Below are 20,311 nucleotides of genomic sequence, written 5' to 3'. Positions count from 1 at the left end.
TCAGCTGCGGCCTCAAGGCGGTCCAAGACTCCCCAGCGGAGATCTTCAATCAACAAACTGGCCGAGTGGGGAGCCGCAGCTCCAGCTGCCTACGACGATGACCACCTATATGCCGGCCCCCAAGAACACGACATCAATGCTACGAAAGCATCCATGGGTTTCTGACATGGGTGCCGTGTCGCTTGTACGAAGGCTGAAATGAGCATTCTAAACACTCTTGCTTACATGAACAGGGCATCCCAATGAAGACGATTAGTTCAGGTGAGACTCACCCGGAAACAACAGACCCTGGGGCCGTGGCTCTGAGTCCGGCCCAGGAAAGGGCCGTGAAAGCGTGGCTGAACAACCAATCCGCGGGCCATATCCAGGCGTCGGGTTGGCATGCCGAATTCTTGAACGCAAATCCGTGCTTCCATGTGCAGGAGGGAGACCAAATTGTAGCAATCAAGCAAGGTCGCGTCCTAACAGGAACGGTTGAATGCGTATCGGAAGACGGATCGATTTTCTGGATGTGGCAGGACGGCGGTGCCGGGCGGATTCTTATCTACGAGGAGGACGAAATCCTGGTACCTCTTCAAAGTGTGCGCCCGGTACAGAAGCAGCGTTCCCCTGCCAAAGCTTGAGATCCTTGAACACCATCAGGACGCGAAAACACTGAAGTCCGAGAAGAAATGAGGCTAACAGTCGGTGTCCAGAGTACGTCTTAGGCTCAGCGGAGGGCAACTGCCGAGCATCCGTCCTGATTGCCCAACTGCTGGGCAAACGATGTCCGGGTTTCACGCAAGTGCACCTTGGCGCAGTACCGGTATTAGCGCACGGGCATTGGCTGGCTTTTGAGACCCGGTTGAGCGAATCAGCCGCCAAGCGGACCGCCAAGGCGGCCGGGTGGGCTTGAACCAGTTCGCATCCTTTGTTGACAACGACACGCACTTTCGCTTGCATCAATCCCGACTCTGCGTCACTTTCAATGACGGCCTACTGTCTAGACCAAAGACAACGGCCCTCCTCCCGGGCCTCCAAAATGAAGGCCTATGCGGGCCGGAGGGTCCCTCAGGCAGGACGACGCGACGAGAAAAGAACCCCTTGCAGCCCCGAAGTGCCACCTCGCAGCAGGCCCCCCGACAGAGTGTCAAGTCCGACAATAAAACTTCTGACCACCTGTCGCTGTATCTCGTGGGTAAGAACTCAGAAAATTAGAGGCAGCGCGGGAGCAAAGAACAGAATTTGCCTGGCATATCAGAATGCAAACAGTTGAATGACGCGGCTAGTGTATTCAAATCATTCCATATGTCACTACCAACCATTTTCGCGTCATGAAGTACAAAGGAGTATACGTAATGACACAAGAACTAAAAGGTGGGCCACCGCATCTAGCATCCTCGTCGAGAAGCGCAACTCCGCATCTGAGCGGAAGAATGAATGCGCTGGAGGTAATGTTCACCGTGCTTGCCTATAACGGGCCGGCAGTAGTGTTTATGGGATTCATTCCTGTAGCGATTCTTTTCGGCAACGGACTGGGGACCCCTGCCCTTTTTCTAGCAGTAGGTTTACTGGTTCTCCTCATCGCATCAGGACTCATGAAGATGTCGAGCACCTTGAAGCGACCAGGCGGATTTTATGCGTTTATCTCTACCGGCCTGGGTAAGAAGGTCGGTCTTTCTGCCGGGTTTGCAGCGTTAGTTACCTACTACGCGGGAATGCTTGGATCATACTTCCTTGCCGGCATCGCCCTCAGCGATATCATCGTTATCGTTTTTCACGGTCCGGAGATTCATTGGGGTGTCGGCGCTCTGGCGACGTGGCTTGCGGTCATGCTTCTCGGATACGTGAACATTAGTTTTTCATCCAAAGTTCTCGTCGTCGCCCTCGGCCTTGAGTTATTGGTGATCCTGGCCTACGTGGTTGCAGTATTTGTACAGGGCGGTGCGAACGGAATCGGATTTGAATCCTTTGCTCCGGAAAACTTTGTGTCCGGTTCACTGGCGGTGGGAATCCTGTTCGCCGTCGGCCTCTTTGGTGGATTTGAAGCTACCGTCATCTTCCGTGAGGAAGTGCGGGACCCTGAAAAGACGATCCCAAGAGCAACCTACGGCACGGTAATCACGATCGCGGTGACCTATGCTGTCGCTGCATGGGCTTTCATCAACGCATATGGTGCCCCCGTTGTTATGGACATCTTGACTCAGAATGATGTGACGACAACAGCCGGCGTGAGCGTGCAGGAATACGTAGGCGATTTTGCATACTCTGCAGCGACTACATTGCTCTTCACTGGTTCTTTTGCACTCGCCCTGGCAGGACACAACATCATCGCTCGCTATCTCTTCAACCTAGGAGCTGATGGCGTACTTAACAAAAAGCTCGGTGAAGGACATCTGCGCTTCAACTCGCCGCATCGGGCTTCGCTGGTTGCTAGCACCCTCACAGTTCTGGCACTCGTCCTCGTGATTGCATTCCAAGCACCAAGGGATGGCATCTATGGATACTTCGCTGGAGTATATTCCTATGCGATGCTACTGCTGATGGCGCTCATATCCTTGACCATTACTGTTTTTCTATATCGAACTAAGCCTCGGCACAAGGTTCTAGCCGCGGCCATGATCATTCCCACAATCGTTTTTACGCTCGTCCTGGTATTCGCCACATTCAATTTTGAATTACTAAGCGGATTAACCGGCGTCGTTGCAACGGTTATCATAGTAATTGTTTGGACAATCATCTTATCCGGCGCAATTATTGCGGCATGGTTGCAAAAGCGGAGGCCTCAGGTTTACGCGAAGATCGGCCGGGAATAGCCTGTAAGCGGCTGGGCCTGCACCGCACCAAAGGTGTGGATAACCCTTCGCTGCTTCATCTGGGAGTCCTGAAGGAGGTTTACATGCCGATGGCGGCACAACCTGACGAGTCGATGGTTCGAAATTTTTTTGGGACTACATGCGTAGGCTGCTCCCCGGAGGAGTGACTGTGAAATTCAGTCCCCCGCCGGGGAGCAGTTCTTTATCTGGGCCGGGGAGGTTTCTGGGCAGTTACGCGGTGGCAGGCCGGAGGAGGGTACAAAACAATGTGAACATCAAGGATCCGGTCACGGCGGGATTTTGAATGGCGACTAGCCAGATTGTTTCCCACTTATGTCTCTGGACGCTTGTTCGAAGCCTGGTTGATGGCTGGAAAGTCCTAGAGCAAGCACTGCGGAACATATGTGATGGAGGCCTGTCGGAGACGGTTGACAAGTGAGCCACTGGGACGGCGGCGAAGTTCAGTGGTTGTTGCAACGGTTTATGGTTCTTCCGCAGGTGAAGTCAGTCTAATCAGGTGTTCCCGGGGACTCTGCCATTCCAGAACTTCGCGTTGCCGGCAGTTGGGTTCAGCAGCAACCACGGCGAGGTGTTCTGGGCTGTTAACTCCCAGGTCTCTTTTTCTTTCGAGAAGTACTGCCGGAGCAGGCCACTGGTGTTCTCGTTTGAGACGCGCTCCCAGGTTGGTTCCAAAACACTGCCGACGCCAGCTTGAATGTCTTCTCCCTGGTGGAGACAATTCCCACTCTTGAGACTAGGTCATCCTATTCGTCTAACCCGCAGAGTCTGACGCTTCGCTGTTCGCCTAAGTAGCTGAAGCTGTGGACGCCCGGTGAGCGCGTGAGCGTCAGGAGGCAAACACGATGATCCCTTGCCGCAAATAGCAGTGCCGTCGCAGCGGCATTAGCCGCGTCAGATCTGATCACCATACTGGTCATGACTACTTTCTGCGGCTGACTAAACCGTTAGATCGTGACTCTTGCGAAGCCTCACTCCCGCCGGGCTGCCGATGGGATGAAGGCTTCAGTTGACATGCGCGAAGGGGACAATTGGTGAAGCGTTATGCAGTCACATCCTGTGGTGCCCGGCTGGCTGCCGAGCTACGGAAATCTCGGTCATCGGATGCGAATGCCTGAAGTACATTCCAGGTTACGCGTGAGACGTTGTTGTCATAGGCGTTCTGGGAAAGGCATCCAGACCATGCAATCGAGCCCGTCGCGAAGACTGCGCCGCCGTCCGGGTAGTCGAGCAGGACCATGTCTGTCTTCACTAACGGGTTCACGGATCCGCTTTGCTGGGAGTCTGCGGTCAGGATGTCCTCGCATGCAGCCTGTGCGTCATCAGAAAATCCCGATGCTGTAGCCAGAATCAGTGCATGCGCCGGAGTACCCAGACGGAAATCGGCCCGGTCAAATTCGTAGCCGGCAGCACCGTAGGTTTGGACGAGGTTCGGAAGGTCGCCAATGAGTTCTCCGCTCCCGATCCCCTCGAAAACGAAGGCTGCCCCGAGCCCGTAGCTGTCTGGCTGCCGTACGTAGGGCCGCCCGTGACCACTGGTCTCTGCCGCAAATCCGATACCCAGCCAGCTTTGCGGGGAGCGTCCACGGTACCGCCAGAGACCTCCTAGCTCACCTGTGCTGCTCAAATGCGCCTCGCCCGGTTCTGGTTCCCACATACGGGTCGCGGGACCTCGGCGCCGAATTTCAACGCTGGCTTCGGTCACCGGATCCAATTGGGTGACCCAATACATCCCGTTTCCGCCCAAGTACATCATCCGCCCACCACCATTCAGGTATGCCTGGGCACCGTCAATCATCTGATTCGACCAGTACTCGCTATGGGTGCCAGTGAGTACGACGTTATAGGGTTCAAGCAGCTGCGAGCCTTCGTGGTGCAGGTCTTCGTCCGTCACGACGTCAAATTCGAATCCCTTTTTATGCAGCCAGTCGACCAGGAACAGATCCGCGTTGAGCCCATGGGGGGATCCTCGTCCGTTGTCCAACCACTGCATCACGCACTTTGGTCGCATATTGACGATTGGCCTCAGCCGGGATGAGTAACAGTTACCCGAACCATCACTGTGTGTGTCGTACAGGCTCAGCAGGCGGTTTTCTACGATGTAGCGGTCCTGGTCCTGGAGGGGGTACTTTATGTGCGCCATTCCTTCTGTGTCCAGAAGCCGCTCATTGGCGTATGCGAGATAACTGAATGTCGGCAGCAGGAGCGCGATCTTGGCACTCGGCTTGTTGAGGCCAGGCTTCACAGTAAAAGGGATATAGTCTTCGGCATCGTCGGCAGTGACGTGGAGGGCATATACGCCGCTCGCGAGTTCAGCCGGGACCTTCCACTGCAGCGACCGCTTCCATTTCGCGTCTGAGAGGTCATCGTCGTGGAAATGGATTGCACCGTACTGATGCGGTGCATGACGCCAGGACGTTTCGGAGCCGTCCCAGTTGTGACCCGTTGCCCCCCGCATCGGCATGTTCACGGCCTCGCCGTGGAATTCATGCCCGGAGGAATCCTTGATTGACCACGTGTTGATTCCTTCGGAAAAGTCCCAGGCTGCAATCAGGCCTGTCTCGGGAAGCGGATCCAGGGCATCGCGGAGTGCTGTCAGCTCATTCTCGTTGAGCGCCCTGTTGTAAAGGCGTGGTGCCTCAATCTTCCCGTTGAAGAAATTTCCGGCGACGAGCTCGCCGGCGTCGAAGAGTTCCTCGCCTCCGATCAAAACATCAGCCGTACTTGGAGTTACGCCCGAAACGGATGTGCGGGATGCAGCCTTTGCCTTGGCCCGCGTCGGGACTATCGGTTCCACTGTTAGCCCGGCTTCGCCTGTGCTTGCGTCAAAAACCGCACTTATGAAATGCCACGTCCGGGCTTCGAGCCTGTTCTGTACCGTCGCCGCGGTCTCGCCGATCCGCAAGCTAAGATTGCCGTTGTCAAGGTACAGCGCGTAGCCCTTTCCATCAGGGCTTCGGTGGGCAAAGATCGTCTGATTATGCTTGTCAGGGGTGGTCGGGTACATCCAGAGTTGCAGCGTAAAACTGCCCGAAATTTCCAGTCCCTCGCGGTACGGCACCGCGACGTATGAGCCAGGGCGAAGGACCTGCAGGAGCCCTTCATGATCCCCGTCAACAGAACTGGGAATGTACTCCGACTTAAACCCTGGCCCCATGGGATTGTCGTCGCCATGAATCAACCGCACCACCTCGGCGTGGTACGTGGGGTCCTCGGTACTGATCATGAACGCGATCTCATCACCGCGCTCTACACTGAGCCGATCGCTATAGCCGACAATTTTCATACTCATAGATATGTCCTTATTCCACGTGTCAGCGGCCGTAAGGCCTTCTGCGCTGACACTTTATTACGGTAAGTTTCTGCGGTGGCACTCCGGGATCGCAGGGCAGCTGCCCGCCGACCGGTGGGTTTTCAATGGGTCCGCGAGCGAGTCGGCATCCGGGTAGGTCGAAGCAACCGCCTGTGGCCAGTTGGATCAAATGTCCACAAATAATTGCATCAATCGGAACTGAGGTCAATGGCTCCTACAAAGCTTCACGCCCTATCGACATCGGCGCAGCCCTGAGCGGTCGCTTCTGTGGAACGCGGAGCACTCGCGACCTTTGCAATTTCGGGCAGACTGAAGCTCCTTAGGCACGCTCAGACACAATCCTTTTGCGTTCTTGGCAGGCGAGGCATCGACATTTGCAAGTTCGATCAAGTGACCATATTTCCTTTCGTCCGCTTTTCCGACCTCATACCGCGCCAACGAAATGACGCGGACAGGGCAACGGCCAGGCGTGGTGACTTCCCGCTAAGTCCTGCCCGTTTACCGGTTTTGCGCGGGGTGGGTCACACTGCAGTTGGTCAGTGGAGGCGGACGGATCTCCTTACGCGTTAGGCCGCAAGTGAGACCGAATCTTCTGGGTGGTCCCGCGTACGGTCAGGGTTCAGGAAGAGCTCAACCATGGCGCTTCGAAAGCTTTCACCCCGGAATAGGCCCGCACTGGTCGCTGTCGTGAGCAGGTGAGGCGTGAGCGCATCCCACGGTGCCGGAGGCAGTCTCTGACTTCGTGCCGGGCATCTCCAGGCGACGATGGGAGATTTTCAGGGCTGCGGACACGTGCGTACCATTCGATCAATACCAGTTCGACAACCGAGAGTGGACGATGCCGAGAACTCGAGCAGAGAAACGCCGAGAAGACTTCATCGGGGCGGCGGTGCGCGTCATCGCGCAACACGGTGTCGAGGGTGCCACTACGAGGCGGATCGCGGCCGAAGCGAACGCGCCGCTTGCGAGCCTGCACTACTACTATGCATCGAAAGAAGAACTTTTTCACGGTATCTACGAGCACTTGGTCCGCTCCTTGGGAGAAGTCACCTGGTCCGTTCGACCGGGAGCTGGTTTGGGCCGAACGGCTGCTACGCTGCTCAGGCAAATGATGGCCTGGTACGAGTCGGAGCCCGGATACGCGCAGACGCAACAAGAAATCTTTTTCTGGGTCTACCGCCAAGACCCTGCAACAGCACAGAAGATATATGACCTGGCCTTCACCCTGCTCGCGGACCGGATGCGTGAGGGCATGCGACCTGATGACGACGAAAACCTCATCGAGCCGCTGGTCCGCGCCATTTCAGCAACTGTCGACGGCATGGCCACACAGTCTGTCGCATTCCGTCAGATTCCTGGTTTTGTCGCCACGACCATCGACGCCGTCGCCGAATCAATGGAGCTACTGGCGGACAGCCATCGCCTCGACCTTTCCTCGCGAGGGCGAGCACTGCCTAAAATCTGACCGACAACTTGAGCTATTTCGAGCGCCGAACTTTCCCGCCGTCCATGCCGTACATCTTCGCCCGGAGCCACGTTGTGGGTTTTCAGCCATTTGCGACGTGTGTACACGTGCGCTCGGGCCTTGACCAAACTGTTCGGTTACTTCCTGGGCGTTCTTGCCGAGCGCCGGAGCTACTGCGGACCAAAAGTCCGGGTGCTGGCAACTAAGCGGCCCCATCTGGTGCGCCCTTGGATCCGGCACCTAGTCAAGCATGTACACATGTCGAAGTGCTGAGAGTAGGAGCGCCAAATGTAGTGCCTGAGTGGAGGCGTCGTGACACTACCGTTGGGGCAAGCCGGGCAATCCCCCCATATTGAAAGCGAGAAGAAGCGTGTCAGTGAATCAAGAACTTCCCGTACTGTCCCACTGGATCGGCGGAGCTGAAGCGCTCTCGTCGGGAGACCGGACTGCTCCCGTCTTCGACCCAGCGCGCGGCATCGAAACTAAACGCGTGGTATTGGCGAACGCCAGTGACATTGAGTCCGCCATATCCTCGGCACACAAGGCCTTTCCGGCTTGGCGCGACATGTCCATCACCAAGCGCCAGCAGATTCTCTTCCGCTTCCGGGAACTGCTCAACGAGCGCAAGGGCGAACTCGCGCAGATCATCACGTCCGAGCACGGCAAGGTGGTCTCCGACGCGCTCGGTGAAATCACCCGCGGCCAGGAAGTGGTGGAGCTGGCTACCGGATTCCCGCACCTGATCAAGGGAGAACACTCTGAGAACGTCTCCAGCGGCGTTGACGTGTACTCCACCAAGTCACCGCTCGGCGTCGTCGGCATCATCAGCCCGTTCAATTTCCCGGCGATGGTGCCGCTGTGGTTCCTCCCGATCGCCATCGCCGCCGGCAACACCGTCGTGCTCAAGCCCAGCGAAAAGGACCCGACAGCTGCCAACTGGCTGGCTGAACTGTTCACCGAAGCTGGCCTGCCGGAAGGTGTCTTCAATGTCCTGCACGGCGATAAGGAAGCCGTCGACGGCCTCCTGGAACACCAGGACGTCAAGGCCATCTCCTTCGTTGGTTCCACACCGATTGCCCAGTACATTTACGAAACCGCCGCACGGAATGGCAAGCGCGTCCAGGCCCTCGGCGGGGCAAAGAACCACATGCTGGTCCTTCCCGACGCCGACCTCGAGCTGACAGCGGACGCCGCCATCAACGCCGGCTTCGGTTCCGCCGGTGAACGCTGCATGGCCATCAGCGTCATCGTCGCCGTCGAACCGGTCGCCGATGAACTCATCGAAAAGATCACCTCCCGCATGTCCACCCTGAAAATTGGAGACGGCCGCCGCAACTGCGACATGGGTCCGCTCGTAACCAGGCAGCACCGCGACAAGGTCGCCTCCTACATTGATGTGGCCCTCGAAGACGGCGCCAAAGTGGTGGTGGACGGCCGCGGCATCAACGTTGACGGTGATGAGAACGGCTTCTGGCTGGGCCCCACCCTGATCGACAACGTTCCGGTCACCTCCCGCGTCTACACCGAGGAGATCTTCGGCCCGGTCCTGTCCGTGGTCCGCGTCCGCAGCTACGAAGAAGGCTTAGACCTGATCAACTCCGGCGCGTTCGGCAACGGCACGGCCATCTTCACCAACGACGGCGGCGCAGCCCGCCGCTTCCAGAACGAAGTCGAAGTGGGCATGGTAGGCATCAACGTCCCCATCCCCGTCCCCGTGGCCTACTACTCCTTTGGCGGCTTCAAAGACTCCATCTTCGGCAGCTCCAAGGCCTACGGGCTGCAGGGCTTCCAGTTCTTCACACGCGAAAAGGCCATCACCTCCCGCTGGCTCGACCCCAGCCACGGCGGCATCAATCTGGGCTTCCCCCAGAACTAAAGGGGAAAAGATGTCAGGGACCACTGGTGCTAGTCCCTGGCAGCGAGGGCCTCCGGCGCACACCTCACGTGCCGGAGGCCCTCCTGCTTAACCTCAATGGGAACTTGCGTCCTCTTCGACGAATTGCACAGCTGCAAACAGCTCCAGCCGGTCACGCATCCCGTCCAGGTTCAGCCCCAGGATCCGCCCGACGGCGTCAATCCGGTTTCGAAGCGTGTGCCGATGCACCCCCAAGCGGCGGGCGGTCTTGTCCCACACACAATCATGTGCGAACCATTCGCGGACCGTTTCCAGCAACTGCGTGTTCTCTGCAGCGTCATGGGCGATCAGCGGCTGCAACAAACCGCGAGCCACAGGGCCGGCCTCTTCCTCCCGCAAGAGCCCCAGGATGCCGCCTTCGGACAACTCGGAAAAATCGACTACCACCCGGCCAAGCGAGCCGGTACCGACAAGAACCACTTGCTTCGAGCCACCATCTACATCTCTGACTACTCATTGAAGGGCGAAATGAACCGCGCTTGGAACGAGTGGCTTGAGCAAGATCAGAAGCCCGCCCGTGCCACCATCACGGTCGGCGACATGGGTGACAATCTGCTGGTCGAAATCGAAATCACCGCAGCGGTGCCTGAGCCCGCGTAACATGCTGGCACCGTGCTGGCCGAAGCGCCAGCGCGCCAAGACCGAGATGTCGACGCACCGAAAGGGACGGCTTATCCTTCTGCCGGTGATGAGAAACCCGATTGACGCAGGCCAGCAGCCTCCACAGAGCATGAGAAGGTAGTCGCGGCGCAGGCAGCGACATTCAACGCGGAGGTTCCGTCGGGGTCCGTAACAGGCACTGCCCCTAAAGGGAGTCGTTCAGTCGCCCGTCCATGTTCCGGTGCGTCAGGTTACGGCAGGCCTACGGCCTGCTGCACGGACAACAGAGCCTTGCTGGATCACTCAAAGCTAGACCGGAGTCTAGAACGGAGCTGCCCCGTACCCGCTCAAAAAGAAAGGCCCTCCGACCGGGATAATTCCTAGTCAGAGGGCCTTCATTCGTTGCGGGGGTAGGATTTGAACCTACGACCTCCGGGTTATGAGCCCGGCGAGCTACCGAACTGCTCCACCCCGCGGCGTATTAATGACTCTAGACCCCCAAGTGACCAAACGACGAATTTGGTGAGTGGGGTCACTGATCCGGGCCTATCAGCCATGGTCCTGCAGGCGACGACAGCGGCGGTCGCCTTCCCCGCGGAAGGTGGCCGCCGTCGTCGTCTGCAGGACCAGCGGAGGGTCAGTGCAGGTGGTCCACGAGCTTGCCGGCGATGCCGTGGTAATTGGCCGGGGTGAGCGCGAGCAGGCGGTTCTCGGCGTCCGGGGACAGGCCGAGGCCGGAGACGAATTCCTTCATGCGCTCGGCGTCCACGCGGTGCCCGCGGGTGAGCTCCTTCAACCGCTCGTACGGATTCTCCATGCCTTCGACCCCCGCGATGGCCTCGGCGCGCATGACCATTTGGATGGCCTCGCCGAGCACCTCCCAGTTCTGGTCCAGGTCCGCCGCAAGCACCTCGGCGGGCACGCTGAGCCGGTCCAGGCCCTTGGCAACGTTGGAGATGGCCAGCAGCGAGTGCCCGAAGGCGACGCCGATGTTCCGCTGCGAGGACGAGTCGGTGAGGTCGCGCTGCCAGCGAGAGGTGACCAGCGTGGCCGCCAGAGTGTCCAGCAGGCCGTTGGAGATCTCCAGGTTCGCTTCGGCATTTTCGAAGCGGATCGGGTTGACCTTGTGCGGCATTGTGGACGATCCGGTGGCTCCTTCGACGGGGATCTGCGCGAAATAGCCGATGGAGATGTAGCTCCAGATATCCGTGCAGGCGTTGTGCAGGATCCGGTTGAAGCGGGCGATGTCGGAGTAGAGCTCGGCCTGCCAGTCGTGCGACTCGATCTGGGTGGTCAGCGGGTTCCAGGTCAGGCCCAGGCCCTCGACGAAGGTCTGCGAAACGGCCTGCCAGTCCGCCGAGGGAACCGAAGCATAGTGCGCCGCATACGTGCCGGTGGCTCCGTTGATCTTGCCCAGATACTCGGTGCGGGCGATCCGGTCCAGCTGGCGGGTGAGGCGATGGGCGATGACCGCCAGCTCCTTGCCGAGCGTGGTGGGGGTTGCGGGCTGTCCGTGGGTGCGCGAGAGCATCGGCACGCCGCGGTGCTCGCGGGCCATGGCCGCGAACTGCTCGACCAGGGCGCGGGCGGCCGGCAGCCAGACCTGTTCCACCGCCCCCTTGACGCCCACCGCGTAGGAGAGGTTGTTGATGTCCTCCGACGTGCAGCCGAAGTGCACCATGGCGGTGAGGTGCTCGATGCCCAGCTGGCCCAGCCGGCGGCCAATGAAGTACTCCACGGCCTTCACGTCGTGGACCGTGACGGCTTCGATCTCCGCCAGTTCGCGCACGGCATTGCCGTCGAAGTCAGTGACGATCTTGCGCAGCGCCGACTGCTGCTCCCCGGTCAGCGGTCCCGCCCCGGGCAGGACGGACTGGCCGGCCAGGTGGATCAGCCACTCCACCTCCACATGCACGCGGTCGCGGTTCAGCGCGGCTTCGGAGAGGTAGTCAACCAGCGGGGCAACCGCCTGGTGGTACCGCCCGTCCAACGGACCGAGCGCGATCGCGGGGGTGACTTCTGCCAAGGGAACACGGGAAGTTTCAGCCATGGCCCTATTCTTCCATGTCCCATACCGCCGTTTTCTGCGTGACTTCGTGACTTCGCCTGCACAGCGGCGCCGTGCGCTCTCGCATGCACAGGGCCGGCCTGCGTCACGCACCGCGGGCGACGCCGGCCCTAGTCTCGGAGGAAGTCGAGGCGTGAAGGAGGCCAGGATGACGTTTTGGCAAACGGCGACGGCGGAGGCCGGGCCGGGCGGCCCGCCGGACCCCGGATGGGGGCCGGCCCCGGCCCGCCTGTTGTCCTGCGAGCAGGAACTGCTGGCCGTGCGGGCGGATCTGGCCGGCGCAGCTGAAGCCTGGATCTCGCCGGCCGGCAGGGCCTTCAGGGCGCGGCTGTACGAGTACCGCTGCGGGATGGCGGAGGCGGCAGAACTGCTGAGGCTCGCGGCTGCCGCGGTCAGTGCGACAGAAGCAGCTGCCGGCGCGGCAGAAACGGCGGCCGCCGCTATGTGCGGCCCCCGGCCGTGACTGCCGGGACCCGGACGCCCTGTGCTGGAGATACCCGGTGGCTGACGCCGACTGGCTGCCCGACGGAGCCCGTTGGTGGGAAAGTGGTATCGGGCACCGCCGGTACGCCGGCTATCGGGTTGCCGGCGGCATCGGCGGCGTCGCGTTTGAGTGGGAGGAGCTGACGTCCGCAGCCGTCCGGCTGGAGTCGGCTGCCGCCACCATCGGCGACCTGTGGCGCCAGCTCCTGTCGGTGCACATGCTGCTGGCCGATCCGCGCTGGACGCTGCTGCCGGAGAGGCTGGCGGCCGAAGCGGCCGTCGCAACCGCCGCGGGATCGTTGGCGGGCCTTGCGGACAGCGCCAGCGCCCTGGCCGGCAGGGTGAGGTTGGCACACGGAACCTATTTGGCGACCGAGCAGGCCGTCTCCGCCGCGCTGCAGGCGGTCGACTCGGCCACCTGGTGGGCGACGGTTCCGCTCGGCATGGCCGCCAACGAGGGGCGGCCGACCCGGGCGGGCGGTGAACGGCTGCTCGGCCGGTTCCCGGCAGCGGTGGCAGGAGCGCTGGGCGGCCCGGCGGCGGGGATGCTGCTGCGGGACGGCCGGCAGGGCGGTTTGTGGAACAACCCGGCCACCGAACACGTGACCCCGCTGCTGGTCGCCGCGGCACGGCAGGCGGGGCTGCTCCGGGCCGGAAACATCGAGGTTAAACGCGCGGCCGCGGCGGCCGAAGAGATCGATCCCGCGCCGGCTTCCCTGGCCGGGCTGCTCCACCGGACGGCCAGCGCGGACGGCGCCGGTGACGGCACCGTAGAGGTGCTCGAAGTGTCCGCCCCCGGCGGCCAAAAGCGGTGGGTCGTCGCCTTGCCGGGCACGCAGGCCGCGGGCTCGGCCGAGGCAACCGGCAACCCGTTCGACGAGACCGGGATCGCCGAAGCGGTCTCCGGCGGCAGCGCGTTCGTCTCGGCCGCCGTGTCGCAGGCGCTCGGGGAAGCCGGCGCCGGCGCGGAGGATTTGGTGATGCTGATCGGCTACAGCCAGGGCGGCATCCACGCCATGAACCTTGCCGCCGATCCGGCTTTCCTGGCCGGCCACAACGTGGGCTTCGTCCTCACGGCCGGCTCGCCGGTGGCCGGCATCAACCCCGGCCCGGGCGTCCGGAGCGTTCACCTGGAGCACGCCCAGGACTGGGTGCCGGGCACCGACGCCAGGCCGAATCCGGACCGGCGCGAACAGGTCACCGTGACCCTGACCGATCCCACGGCCACCCCTGCCGGCGAGGGCCCCGGGCTGGGACCGGGGCATGACCTCGGGAACTACGTGCGGGCGGCCCGGAACATCGACGCGAGCCCGGACCCGTCGGTGCGAGACGCGACAGCCTTCCTTGGCGCGGCGCTCGCCGGCGGCACGGCCAAGCAGCATCTGTTCACCCTGCGCCGGTCGCAGCCCGACGGGACGAAGCCGTCCCGCGCCGGCATCCCGGGCCGCCGGAAGGGATTGCCGCCGGCAGGCCGGGGCGGGCCCGGGTAGCCACCCAGGAATCAGCGGGTGCGGGTCAGGGTGCCCACTACCAGCGAGACCAGGCTAATGATCAGCGAGCCGAGGATCGCCGTCCAGAAGAAGGAATCGACGACGAACTCGACCGGCGTGAAACTGGACAGCCAGGCCGTCAGCACCAGCATCAGCGCGTTGATCACGATGGTGAACAGGCCCAGCGTCAGGATGGTGACGGGAAGCGAGAGGAAGGAAATGATGGGCCGGACAATGGCGTTGACCAGGCCGAAGATCAGGCCGATGAAAAGGTAGGCCAGCACCGTGCCCAGGGACTCGTTGCCGGCGACCTCGGCCGCTGCGGATGCCTCGATGGCCAGGCCGGGTAGGATCCAGCTCGCCACCCACAGCGCCAGCGCGTTGACGGCGACCCGTACAATGAACTTTCCCATGCGTGTATGCTGCCACATCCGGGCCGCCGGGGCGCGAAAAACCCGGTCATCGGCGCACGTATCCTTTAAGGCATGACTCCTCCTGAGAACCCCATCAAGGAAGCTGCGGTTCCGGCAGCAGGTGCGTCGGGCCGGATCCACCCCCGGCCGGTGCTCGACAGGCTGCCCAAATATGCTGCCGGCAAACCGCCGGCCGCAATCCAGGGACTGCAGTCCTACAAGTTGTCCTCCAACGAAAACCCGTTGCCCCCGTTGCCCGCCGTGCTGGAAGCCGTGAGCGCGCAGACGGCGGGCATCATGCGCTACCCCGATCCGTTGTGCACCGCGCTGCGGACCGAGCTCGGCCGGTTCCTGGATGTCCCCGCGGACGACGTGGTCACCGGCGCCGGAAGCCTGGGCGCCCTGGTGCAGATCCTGCAGACGTTTGCCGGACAGCACGAGGACGGCACCGAAGACGAGGTGATCTACGCGTGGCGGTCCTTCGAGGCTTACCCGATCATGGTCGGCCTCTCCGGTGCCCGCAGCGTGCAGGTCCCGAACCGGTCCGACGGCTCGCATGACCTGGACGCGATGCTGGACGCCGTGACCGACCGGACCAAGGTCATCCTGCTGTGCACGCCGAACAACCCCACAGGACCGGCGCTGACGGCGGCGGAAGTGGAAGGGTTCGTCCGCAGCGTGCGCGACGACATCATCGTGGTCATCGACGAGGCCTACACGGAATTCGTCCGCGACCCCGAGGTGGTGGACGGCGTGGCCCTGTACCAGAAGTACCCCAACGTGGTGGTGCTCCGGACCTTCTCCAAAGCCCACGGGCTGGCCGGGCTGCGGGTGGGCTATTCGATTTCGCAGCCGGAGATCACCCGGCACCTGCGCGTGGCCGCCACCCCGTTCGCGGTGTCGAGCCTGGCCGAACATGCGGCCATCACCTCGCTGCGCCACTACGACGAAGTTGTAGAAAGGGTACAAAGCCTCGTCGACGAACGGGACCGCGTGGTCGCCGGACTTAACCTGCTCGGCTGGAAGATTCCGGAGACGCAGGGCAACTTCGTCTGGCTGCCGCTGGGCGACCGGGCGCAGGAGTTCGCAGAGCTGGCCGGCCGGCAGGCGCTGTCCGTGCGGGCCTTCGCCGGGGAGGGCGTGCGGGTCAGCATCGGTGAAGTGGAAGCCAACAGCCGCTTCCTGGCGCTCTGTGAGAACTATACAAACGGTCCGGGCGTTTCCTGACGGTAATGTGACCGGCCCGGACGGCACCTGCCATTAGGCTAGGACGAGATAAACGACAGATATATGCCGGGCCAGGAATGTATTCCCGGCCCGGCATATATGAACAGCGAAGATCTCTGCCGCTGAGGCAGCGGATCGGCGAGGAGTTCGTATGGGCGCTGAGCACCTGCCCGCCTCGGAATTCGACATCGAAGAGTTGGAACAGTCGCTGGTGTCCAGCGACCCCTCGGACGCGCCCGCGCTGGTGCAGCTGATGGCCCCCGACGGGACCGTCCGCGACGATGCGAAGTACAGCCCCTACGCAGCCCACCTCGACGGCGAGGCGCTGCGCGGGATGTACCGCGACATGGCACTGGTCCGCCGCTTTGACCAGGAAGCCACGGCTCTGCAGCGGCAGGGCCAGCTGCTGCTCTGGCCTCCCCTGCTCGGGCAGGAAGCGGCGCAGATCGGCTCCGGCCGCGCGCTGCAGCCCCAGGACTATGTGTTTCCCACCTACCGCGAGCACGGCGTCGCCCTCACCCGCGGCCTAGACCTCTCCAACATGCTCAAGCTCTTCCGCGGTATCAGCCAGGGCGGCTGGGACCCGCGGGAGACGAACTTCCATCTTTACACGCTGGTGCTTGCCGCCCAGTCGCTGCATGCGGTCGGCTACGCCATGGGCATTCAGCGCGACGGCGACGACGGAGTGGCCGTCGCCTACTTCGGCGACGGCGCCAGCTCGGAAGGGGACGTCCACGAATCGATGGTGTTCGCCGCCTCCAACCAGTCCCCGGTGGTGTTCTTCTGCCAGAACAACCATTGGGCCATCTCCGTGCCGACGGCGGTCCAGTCCCGCGTTCCGCTGTCCATGCGTGCCACCGGCTACGGGTTCCCGGGCATCCGGGTGGACGGCAACGACGTCGTCGCCGTTCACGCGGTCACCCGGTGGGCCGTGGAACACGCCCGCTCGGGCAACGGGCCCGTGCTGATCGAGGCGTTCACCTACCGGATGAGTGCCCACACCACCGCCGACGACCCGACCAAATACCGGGAGGCTGCCGAGGAAGAGGGCTGGCGGGAACGCGACCCGCTGCTGCGGTTGGAACGGTACCTGCGCAGCACCAACACGGCCGGCGACGGGTTCTTCGACGAGGTTTCGGCCGAAGCCGACAAGCTCGCGGCAACCACCCGCGCCGACGTCCTGGCCATGGAGGCCCCGGACTTCGAGGACCACTTCGCCAATGTCTACGCCGATCCGCACCCCTTGGTCCGCGAGGAGCTGGAATGGCACCGGCAGTACCAGGCCGGCTTCGCCGATTCCGCCACCGACGACAACGCTGCCGGGGAGGCACGCTGATGACCACCATGACGATCGCGAAGGCCATCACCAGCGGGCTGCGCGAGGCCTTGGCCAATGATCCGAAGACGCTGATCATGGGCGAGGACATCGGCAAGCTCGGCGGGGTCTACCGGGTCACCGAAGGGCTGCTGGCCGAGTTCGGCGCCGACCGCGTGGTCGACACGCCGCTGGCCGAGTCCGGCATCCTCGGGACCGCCATCGGGCTGTGCTTCCGCGGCTACCGGCCGATCTGCGAGATCCAGTTCGACGGCTTCGTCTTCCCGGCGTTCAACCAGATCACCACCCAGCTGGCCAAGATCCGGTCCCGCAGCTCCGGGCTCCTGTCGGCCCCCGTCGTCGTCCGCATCCCCTACGGCGGCGGCATCGGATCCATCGAGCACCACTCGGAGTCCCCGGAGGCCCTCTTCGCGCACACGCCCGGCCTGCGCATCATCACCCCCTCGAACGCGCACGATGCCTACTGGATGACCCAGCAGGCGGTGGCCAGCCAGGATCCGGTCATCATCTTCGAGCCCAAGCGCCGCTACTGGCTCAAGGGCGAGGTGGACACCGAGTCCGCCGGCCGCGACGCCTTCAGCGCCCAGGTGGTCCGAGAAGGCACCGACGCGACGATCGTCGCCTACGGGCCGCTGGTACCGGTCGCCCTGGCCGCGGCGAAGGCGGCGGAAGAGGACGGCAACAGCGTGGAGGTCATCGACCTGCGCTCCATCTCCCCGATCGACTTCGACACCATCACCGCATCCGCGGAGAAGACCGGGCGGCTGATCGTCACCCACGAAGCCCCGACCTTCGGCGGCATCGGCGGGGAGATCGCCGCGCGCGTCGGCGAACGCGCCTTCCTGAGCCTGGAGGCGCCGGTGCTGCGCGTCGGCGGCTTCCATATGCCTTACCCGGTGGCGAAGGTGGAGGAACAGTACCTGCCGGACATCGACCGCCTGCTCGAGGCCCTCGACCGTTCGCTCGCCTACTGATATCGGAGTTTTCATGTCGAACACGCAGATTTTCAACCTCCCGGACGTCGGCGAGGGACTGGTCGAAGCCGAAATCGTGTCCTGGAAGGTCAAGCCGGGGGACACCGTGGCGGTCAACGACGTCATCGTGGAGATCGAGACGGCTAAGTCGCTGGTCGAGCTCCCCAGCCCCTACGCGGGCGTGGTATCGGAACTGCTGGTGCCGGAGGGGCAAACCGTAGAGGTCGGCACCCCGATCTTCGCGGTCGCCGCCGAGGGCGCTGCACGGCAGCCCGCCGGCTCCGAGCAGCCCGCCGCTCCGGCGCGCCCCGCGGCCCCCGTTCCGGAACAGCCCGTGCCCGAGGCCACCGCCGAGGGCGGGCCGTTGGTCGGCTCCGGCCCCAAGGCCGATCCGGTGAGGCGGCGCCCGCGCCGCGGCAGTGCCTCGGCTTCCCCTGCCACAACGACGACGGCGGCGCGCCCTTCCGCGGCCCGCTCCGGCGGCGGGGACGCACCCGCCGCGGAGATTCATCTGCCCGAGCCGCACGGCCAGGCCCAGCACGTGCCGCCGGTTCCCGCCGACGACGACGCCGCGGTTCCCGGGGCGGCTCCTGCCGCCGGTGCCGGGCACGCCCGGGGCGAAGCCGTCCAGGCCGCCGTCACCCGGCTGCTGACCCGGGTGCTCGCCAAGCCGCCGGTGCGCAAGGCCGCCAAGGACCTGGGCATCAATCTGGCGGACATCACCCCCACGGGCAAGGGCGGTGAGGTCACCAAGCAGGATCTGCTCAGCTACCAGGCCCAGCGCGAGGCCGAGCAGGCAGCTGCCCCGACGTTCTGGGCCCCGCGCAAGGGGCTGGACAACCGAATCGAGCGGGTCCCGGTCAAGGGCGTGCGCAAGGCGACCGCCAAGGCCATGGTCGAGTCGGCCTTCAGCGCCCCGCACGTGAGCATCTTCGTGGATGTGGATGCCTCGCGGACCATGGAGTTCGTCCAGCGGCTGAAGAAGTCCCGCGACTTCGAAGGCGTCAGGGTGTCGCCGCTGCTCATCCTGGCCAAGGCCGTGATCTGGGCCGCCGCACGCAACCCGAACGTCAACGCCAGCTGGGTGGAGACGGAGTCCGGCGACGAAATCCACGTCAAGCACTTCATGAACCTGGGCATTGCCGCCGCCACCCCGCGCGGCCTGCTGGTTCCGAACATCAAGGACGCCCAGGACCTCTCGCTCAAAGAGCTCGCGGTAGCCCTCAACGACCTGGCCACCACGGCCCGTGCCGGCAAGACCAAGCCCGCCGACATGCAGAACGGCACCCTCTCCATCACCAACATCGGGGCGCTGGGGATCGACATCGGCACCCCGATCATCAACCCGGGCGAAGTCGCCATCGTCGCGTTCGGCACCATCCGGCAGAAACCGTGGGTCGTCTCCGGCGAAGTCATTCCGCGCTGGATCACCACGCTGGGCGGATCGTTCGACCACCGCGTGGTGGACGGCGACCTCTCCGCCAGGTTCATGGCAGACGTCGCCGCGATCATGGAAGAACCGGCGCTGCTGCTGGACTGACGGTGCGCTGCGGCATGCGGGATTGACGGCGTCGTCGCCGCAATTGACGAGACGTGCGCTGCCGCATACCGGACGGACATTGCCCTGCGCGCAGATGCCCGCCGGGCCGGGGTTGGTTATGATCGCGGTGTGGCGAGGAGGAGCACCATCAGGTGATTGAGACAGCGGGCAGCGCGGCGACCCACGGCGCTGAACCTACAGTGATTTTGACGGCGGACCTGTACGACGAGCGCGGCGACGAACTGGCGTCGCTGTCGCTCCAGTTTGGCAACTTCGGCGGCCGGGCGTCGTTCAGCGGGCCGGTCCGCACCATCAGGTGTTACCAGGACAACGGGCTGGTGAAATCCGTCCTCAACTCCCCGGGCCACGGCGCCGTGTTGGTGGTTGACGGCGGCGGTTCGCTGGAGACGGCCCTGATGGGGGACATGATCGCCGCGGCAGCCGTGGCCAACGGCTGGTCCGGGGTGATCATCAACGGGGCGGTCCGGGACCGGGCGGCCCTCGCGCAGCTGCCGCTCGGCGTCAAGTCGCTCGGCAGCAACCCGCGGAAGAGTGCCAAGGACGCCCGCGGGGAAACAGACGTTCCCGTCGAAATCGGTGGCGTGCTCTTCCGGCCTGGCGCCATGGTCTACGCCGACCTGGACGGCATCCTGGTAGGCGCCTGATCGCGGCCA

At 63.1% G+C, this 20,311-nt stretch carries 16 protein-coding genes and 1 tRNA gene; 12 read left to right on the top strand and 5 right to left on the bottom strand.

Annotated features, from left to right (window positions below; translation table 11 throughout):
- The first annotated feature begins 326 nt into the window (after window positions 1-326).
- Together AC5RVZ_RS07940 and AC5RVZ_RS07935 are read left to right on the top strand one after the other, a co-directional pair.
- Window positions 327-623, top strand: a complete 297-nt coding sequence (locus tag AC5RVZ_RS07940) for a hypothetical protein (RefSeq protein WP_494065216.1) — start codon at window positions 327-329, stop codon at window positions 621-623.
- A gap of 792 nt (window positions 624-1,415) precedes the next feature.
- Complete coding sequence (locus AC5RVZ_RS07935; protein ID WP_494065215.1) at window positions 1,416-2,795, top strand: APC family permease; 1,380 nt, start codon at window positions 1,416-1,418, stop codon at window positions 2,793-2,795.
- Between the two features lie 1,060 nt (window positions 2,796-3,855).
- On the opposite strand, the gene AC5RVZ_RS07930 is transcribed toward AC5RVZ_RS07935, so the two are convergent.
- Window positions 3,856-6,105 carry a N,N-dimethylformamidase beta subunit family domain-containing protein gene (locus tag AC5RVZ_RS07930; RefSeq protein ID WP_494065214.1) on the bottom strand — a complete coding sequence of 750 codons (2,250 nt, stop codon included), beginning with the start codon at window positions 6,103-6,105 and terminating at the stop codon, window positions 3,856-3,858.
- Window positions 6,106-6,868: 763 nt separating this feature from the next.
- Between AC5RVZ_RS07930 and AC5RVZ_RS07925 the strand changes: the two genes are divergently transcribed.
- Both AC5RVZ_RS07925 and AC5RVZ_RS07920 read left to right on the top strand, forming a co-directional pair.
- Complete coding sequence (locus tag AC5RVZ_RS07925) at window positions 6,869-7,591, top strand: TetR/AcrR family transcriptional regulator (RefSeq protein WP_494065213.1); 723 nt, start codon at window positions 6,869-6,871, stop codon at window positions 7,589-7,591.
- A gap of 376 nt (window positions 7,592-7,967) precedes the next feature.
- Entirely contained in the window at window positions 7,968-9,467 is a 1,500-nt protein-coding gene (locus tag AC5RVZ_RS07920; RefSeq protein WP_494065212.1) for a CoA-acylating methylmalonate-semialdehyde dehydrogenase, read from the top strand.
- Between the two features lie 93 nt (window positions 9,468-9,560).
- Here the strand turns inward: AC5RVZ_RS07920 and AC5RVZ_RS07915 are convergent, their stop codons facing one another.
- Entirely contained in the window at window positions 9,561-9,926 is a 366-nt protein-coding gene (locus AC5RVZ_RS07915; RefSeq protein ID WP_494065211.1) for a PucR family transcriptional regulator, read from the bottom strand.
- On the opposite strand from AC5RVZ_RS07915, the gene AC5RVZ_RS07910 reads away from it, so the two are divergent.
- Window positions 9,927-10,106, top strand: a complete 180-nt coding sequence (locus AC5RVZ_RS07910) for a Rid family hydrolase (protein WP_494065210.1) — start codon at window positions 9,927-9,929, stop codon at window positions 10,104-10,106.
- Window positions 10,107-10,508: 402 nt separating this feature from the next.
- On the opposite strand, the gene AC5RVZ_RS07905 is transcribed toward AC5RVZ_RS07910, so the two are convergent.
- Together AC5RVZ_RS07905 and purB are read right to left on the bottom strand one after the other, a co-directional pair.
- A tRNA-Met gene (locus tag AC5RVZ_RS07905) sits at window positions 10,509-10,582 on the bottom strand.
- Window positions 10,583-10,743: 161 nt separating this feature from the next.
- Window positions 10,744-12,156 (bottom strand): adenylosuccinate lyase, encoded by a 1,413-nt coding sequence (gene purB / locus AC5RVZ_RS07900; protein ID WP_494065209.1) that lies wholly within the window; start codon window positions 12,154-12,156, stop codon window positions 10,744-10,746.
- Between the two features lie 166 nt (window positions 12,157-12,322).
- Here purB and AC5RVZ_RS07895 point away from each other — a divergent pair, with 166 nt between their 5' ends.
- Window positions 12,323-12,637, top strand: a complete 315-nt coding sequence (locus AC5RVZ_RS07895) for a hypothetical protein (RefSeq protein ID WP_494065208.1) — start codon at window positions 12,323-12,325, stop codon at window positions 12,635-12,637.
- A gap of 37 nt (window positions 12,638-12,674) precedes the next feature.
- Window positions 12,675-14,147: a hypothetical protein gene (locus AC5RVZ_RS07890; RefSeq protein ID WP_494065207.1), complete on the top strand. Its 1,473-nt coding sequence runs from the start codon at window positions 12,675-12,677 to the stop codon at window positions 14,145-14,147.
- A gap of 11 nt (window positions 14,148-14,158) precedes the next feature.
- On the opposite strand, the gene AC5RVZ_RS07885 is transcribed toward AC5RVZ_RS07890, so the two are convergent.
- Window positions 14,159-14,560: a phage holin family protein gene (locus AC5RVZ_RS07885; protein WP_494065206.1), complete on the bottom strand. Its 402-nt coding sequence runs from the start codon at window positions 14,558-14,560 to the stop codon at window positions 14,159-14,161.
- 72 nt (window positions 14,561-14,632) lie between these two features.
- On the opposite strand from AC5RVZ_RS07885, the gene AC5RVZ_RS07880 reads away from it, so the two are divergent.
- The 5 genes from AC5RVZ_RS07880 to rraA all read left to right on the top strand — a co-directional run bounded on the left by AC5RVZ_RS07880 (window position 14,633) and on the right by rraA (window position 20,302).
- On the top strand, window positions 14,633-15,787 hold the full coding sequence (locus tag AC5RVZ_RS07880; protein ID WP_494065205.1) for a histidinol-phosphate transaminase: 1,155 nt from the start codon (window positions 14,633-14,635) through the stop codon (window positions 15,785-15,787).
- Between the two features lie 151 nt (window positions 15,788-15,938).
- Window positions 15,939-17,123 carry a pyruvate dehydrogenase (acetyl-transferring) E1 component subunit alpha gene (gene pdhA, locus AC5RVZ_RS07875; protein ID WP_494065204.1) on the top strand — a complete coding sequence of 395 codons (1,185 nt, stop codon included), beginning with the start codon at window positions 15,939-15,941 and terminating at the stop codon, window positions 17,121-17,123.
- Complete coding sequence (locus AC5RVZ_RS07870) at window positions 17,123-18,097, top strand: alpha-ketoacid dehydrogenase subunit beta (RefSeq protein WP_494065203.1); 975 nt, start codon at window positions 17,123-17,125, stop codon at window positions 18,095-18,097. Before pdhA ends, AC5RVZ_RS07870 begins: the two co-directional genes overlap by 1 nt.
- A 13-nt stretch (window positions 18,098-18,110) precedes the next feature.
- On the top strand, window positions 18,111-19,637 hold the full coding sequence (locus AC5RVZ_RS07865) for a dihydrolipoamide acetyltransferase family protein (protein ID WP_494065202.1): 1,527 nt from the start codon (window positions 18,111-18,113) through the stop codon (window positions 19,635-19,637).
- A gap of 152 nt (window positions 19,638-19,789) precedes the next feature.
- Entirely contained in the window at window positions 19,790-20,302 is a 513-nt protein-coding gene (rraA, locus tag AC5RVZ_RS07860; protein WP_494065201.1) for a ribonuclease E activity regulator RraA, read from the top strand.
- The last annotated feature ends 9 nt before the right edge of the window (window positions 20,303-20,311 follow it).

Source organism: Arthrobacter sp. Cza30 (genome assembly GCF_059090765.1).
Note: the sequence above shows the minus strand (reverse complement) of the source record. Positions and strands in the feature narration are given on the sequence as shown.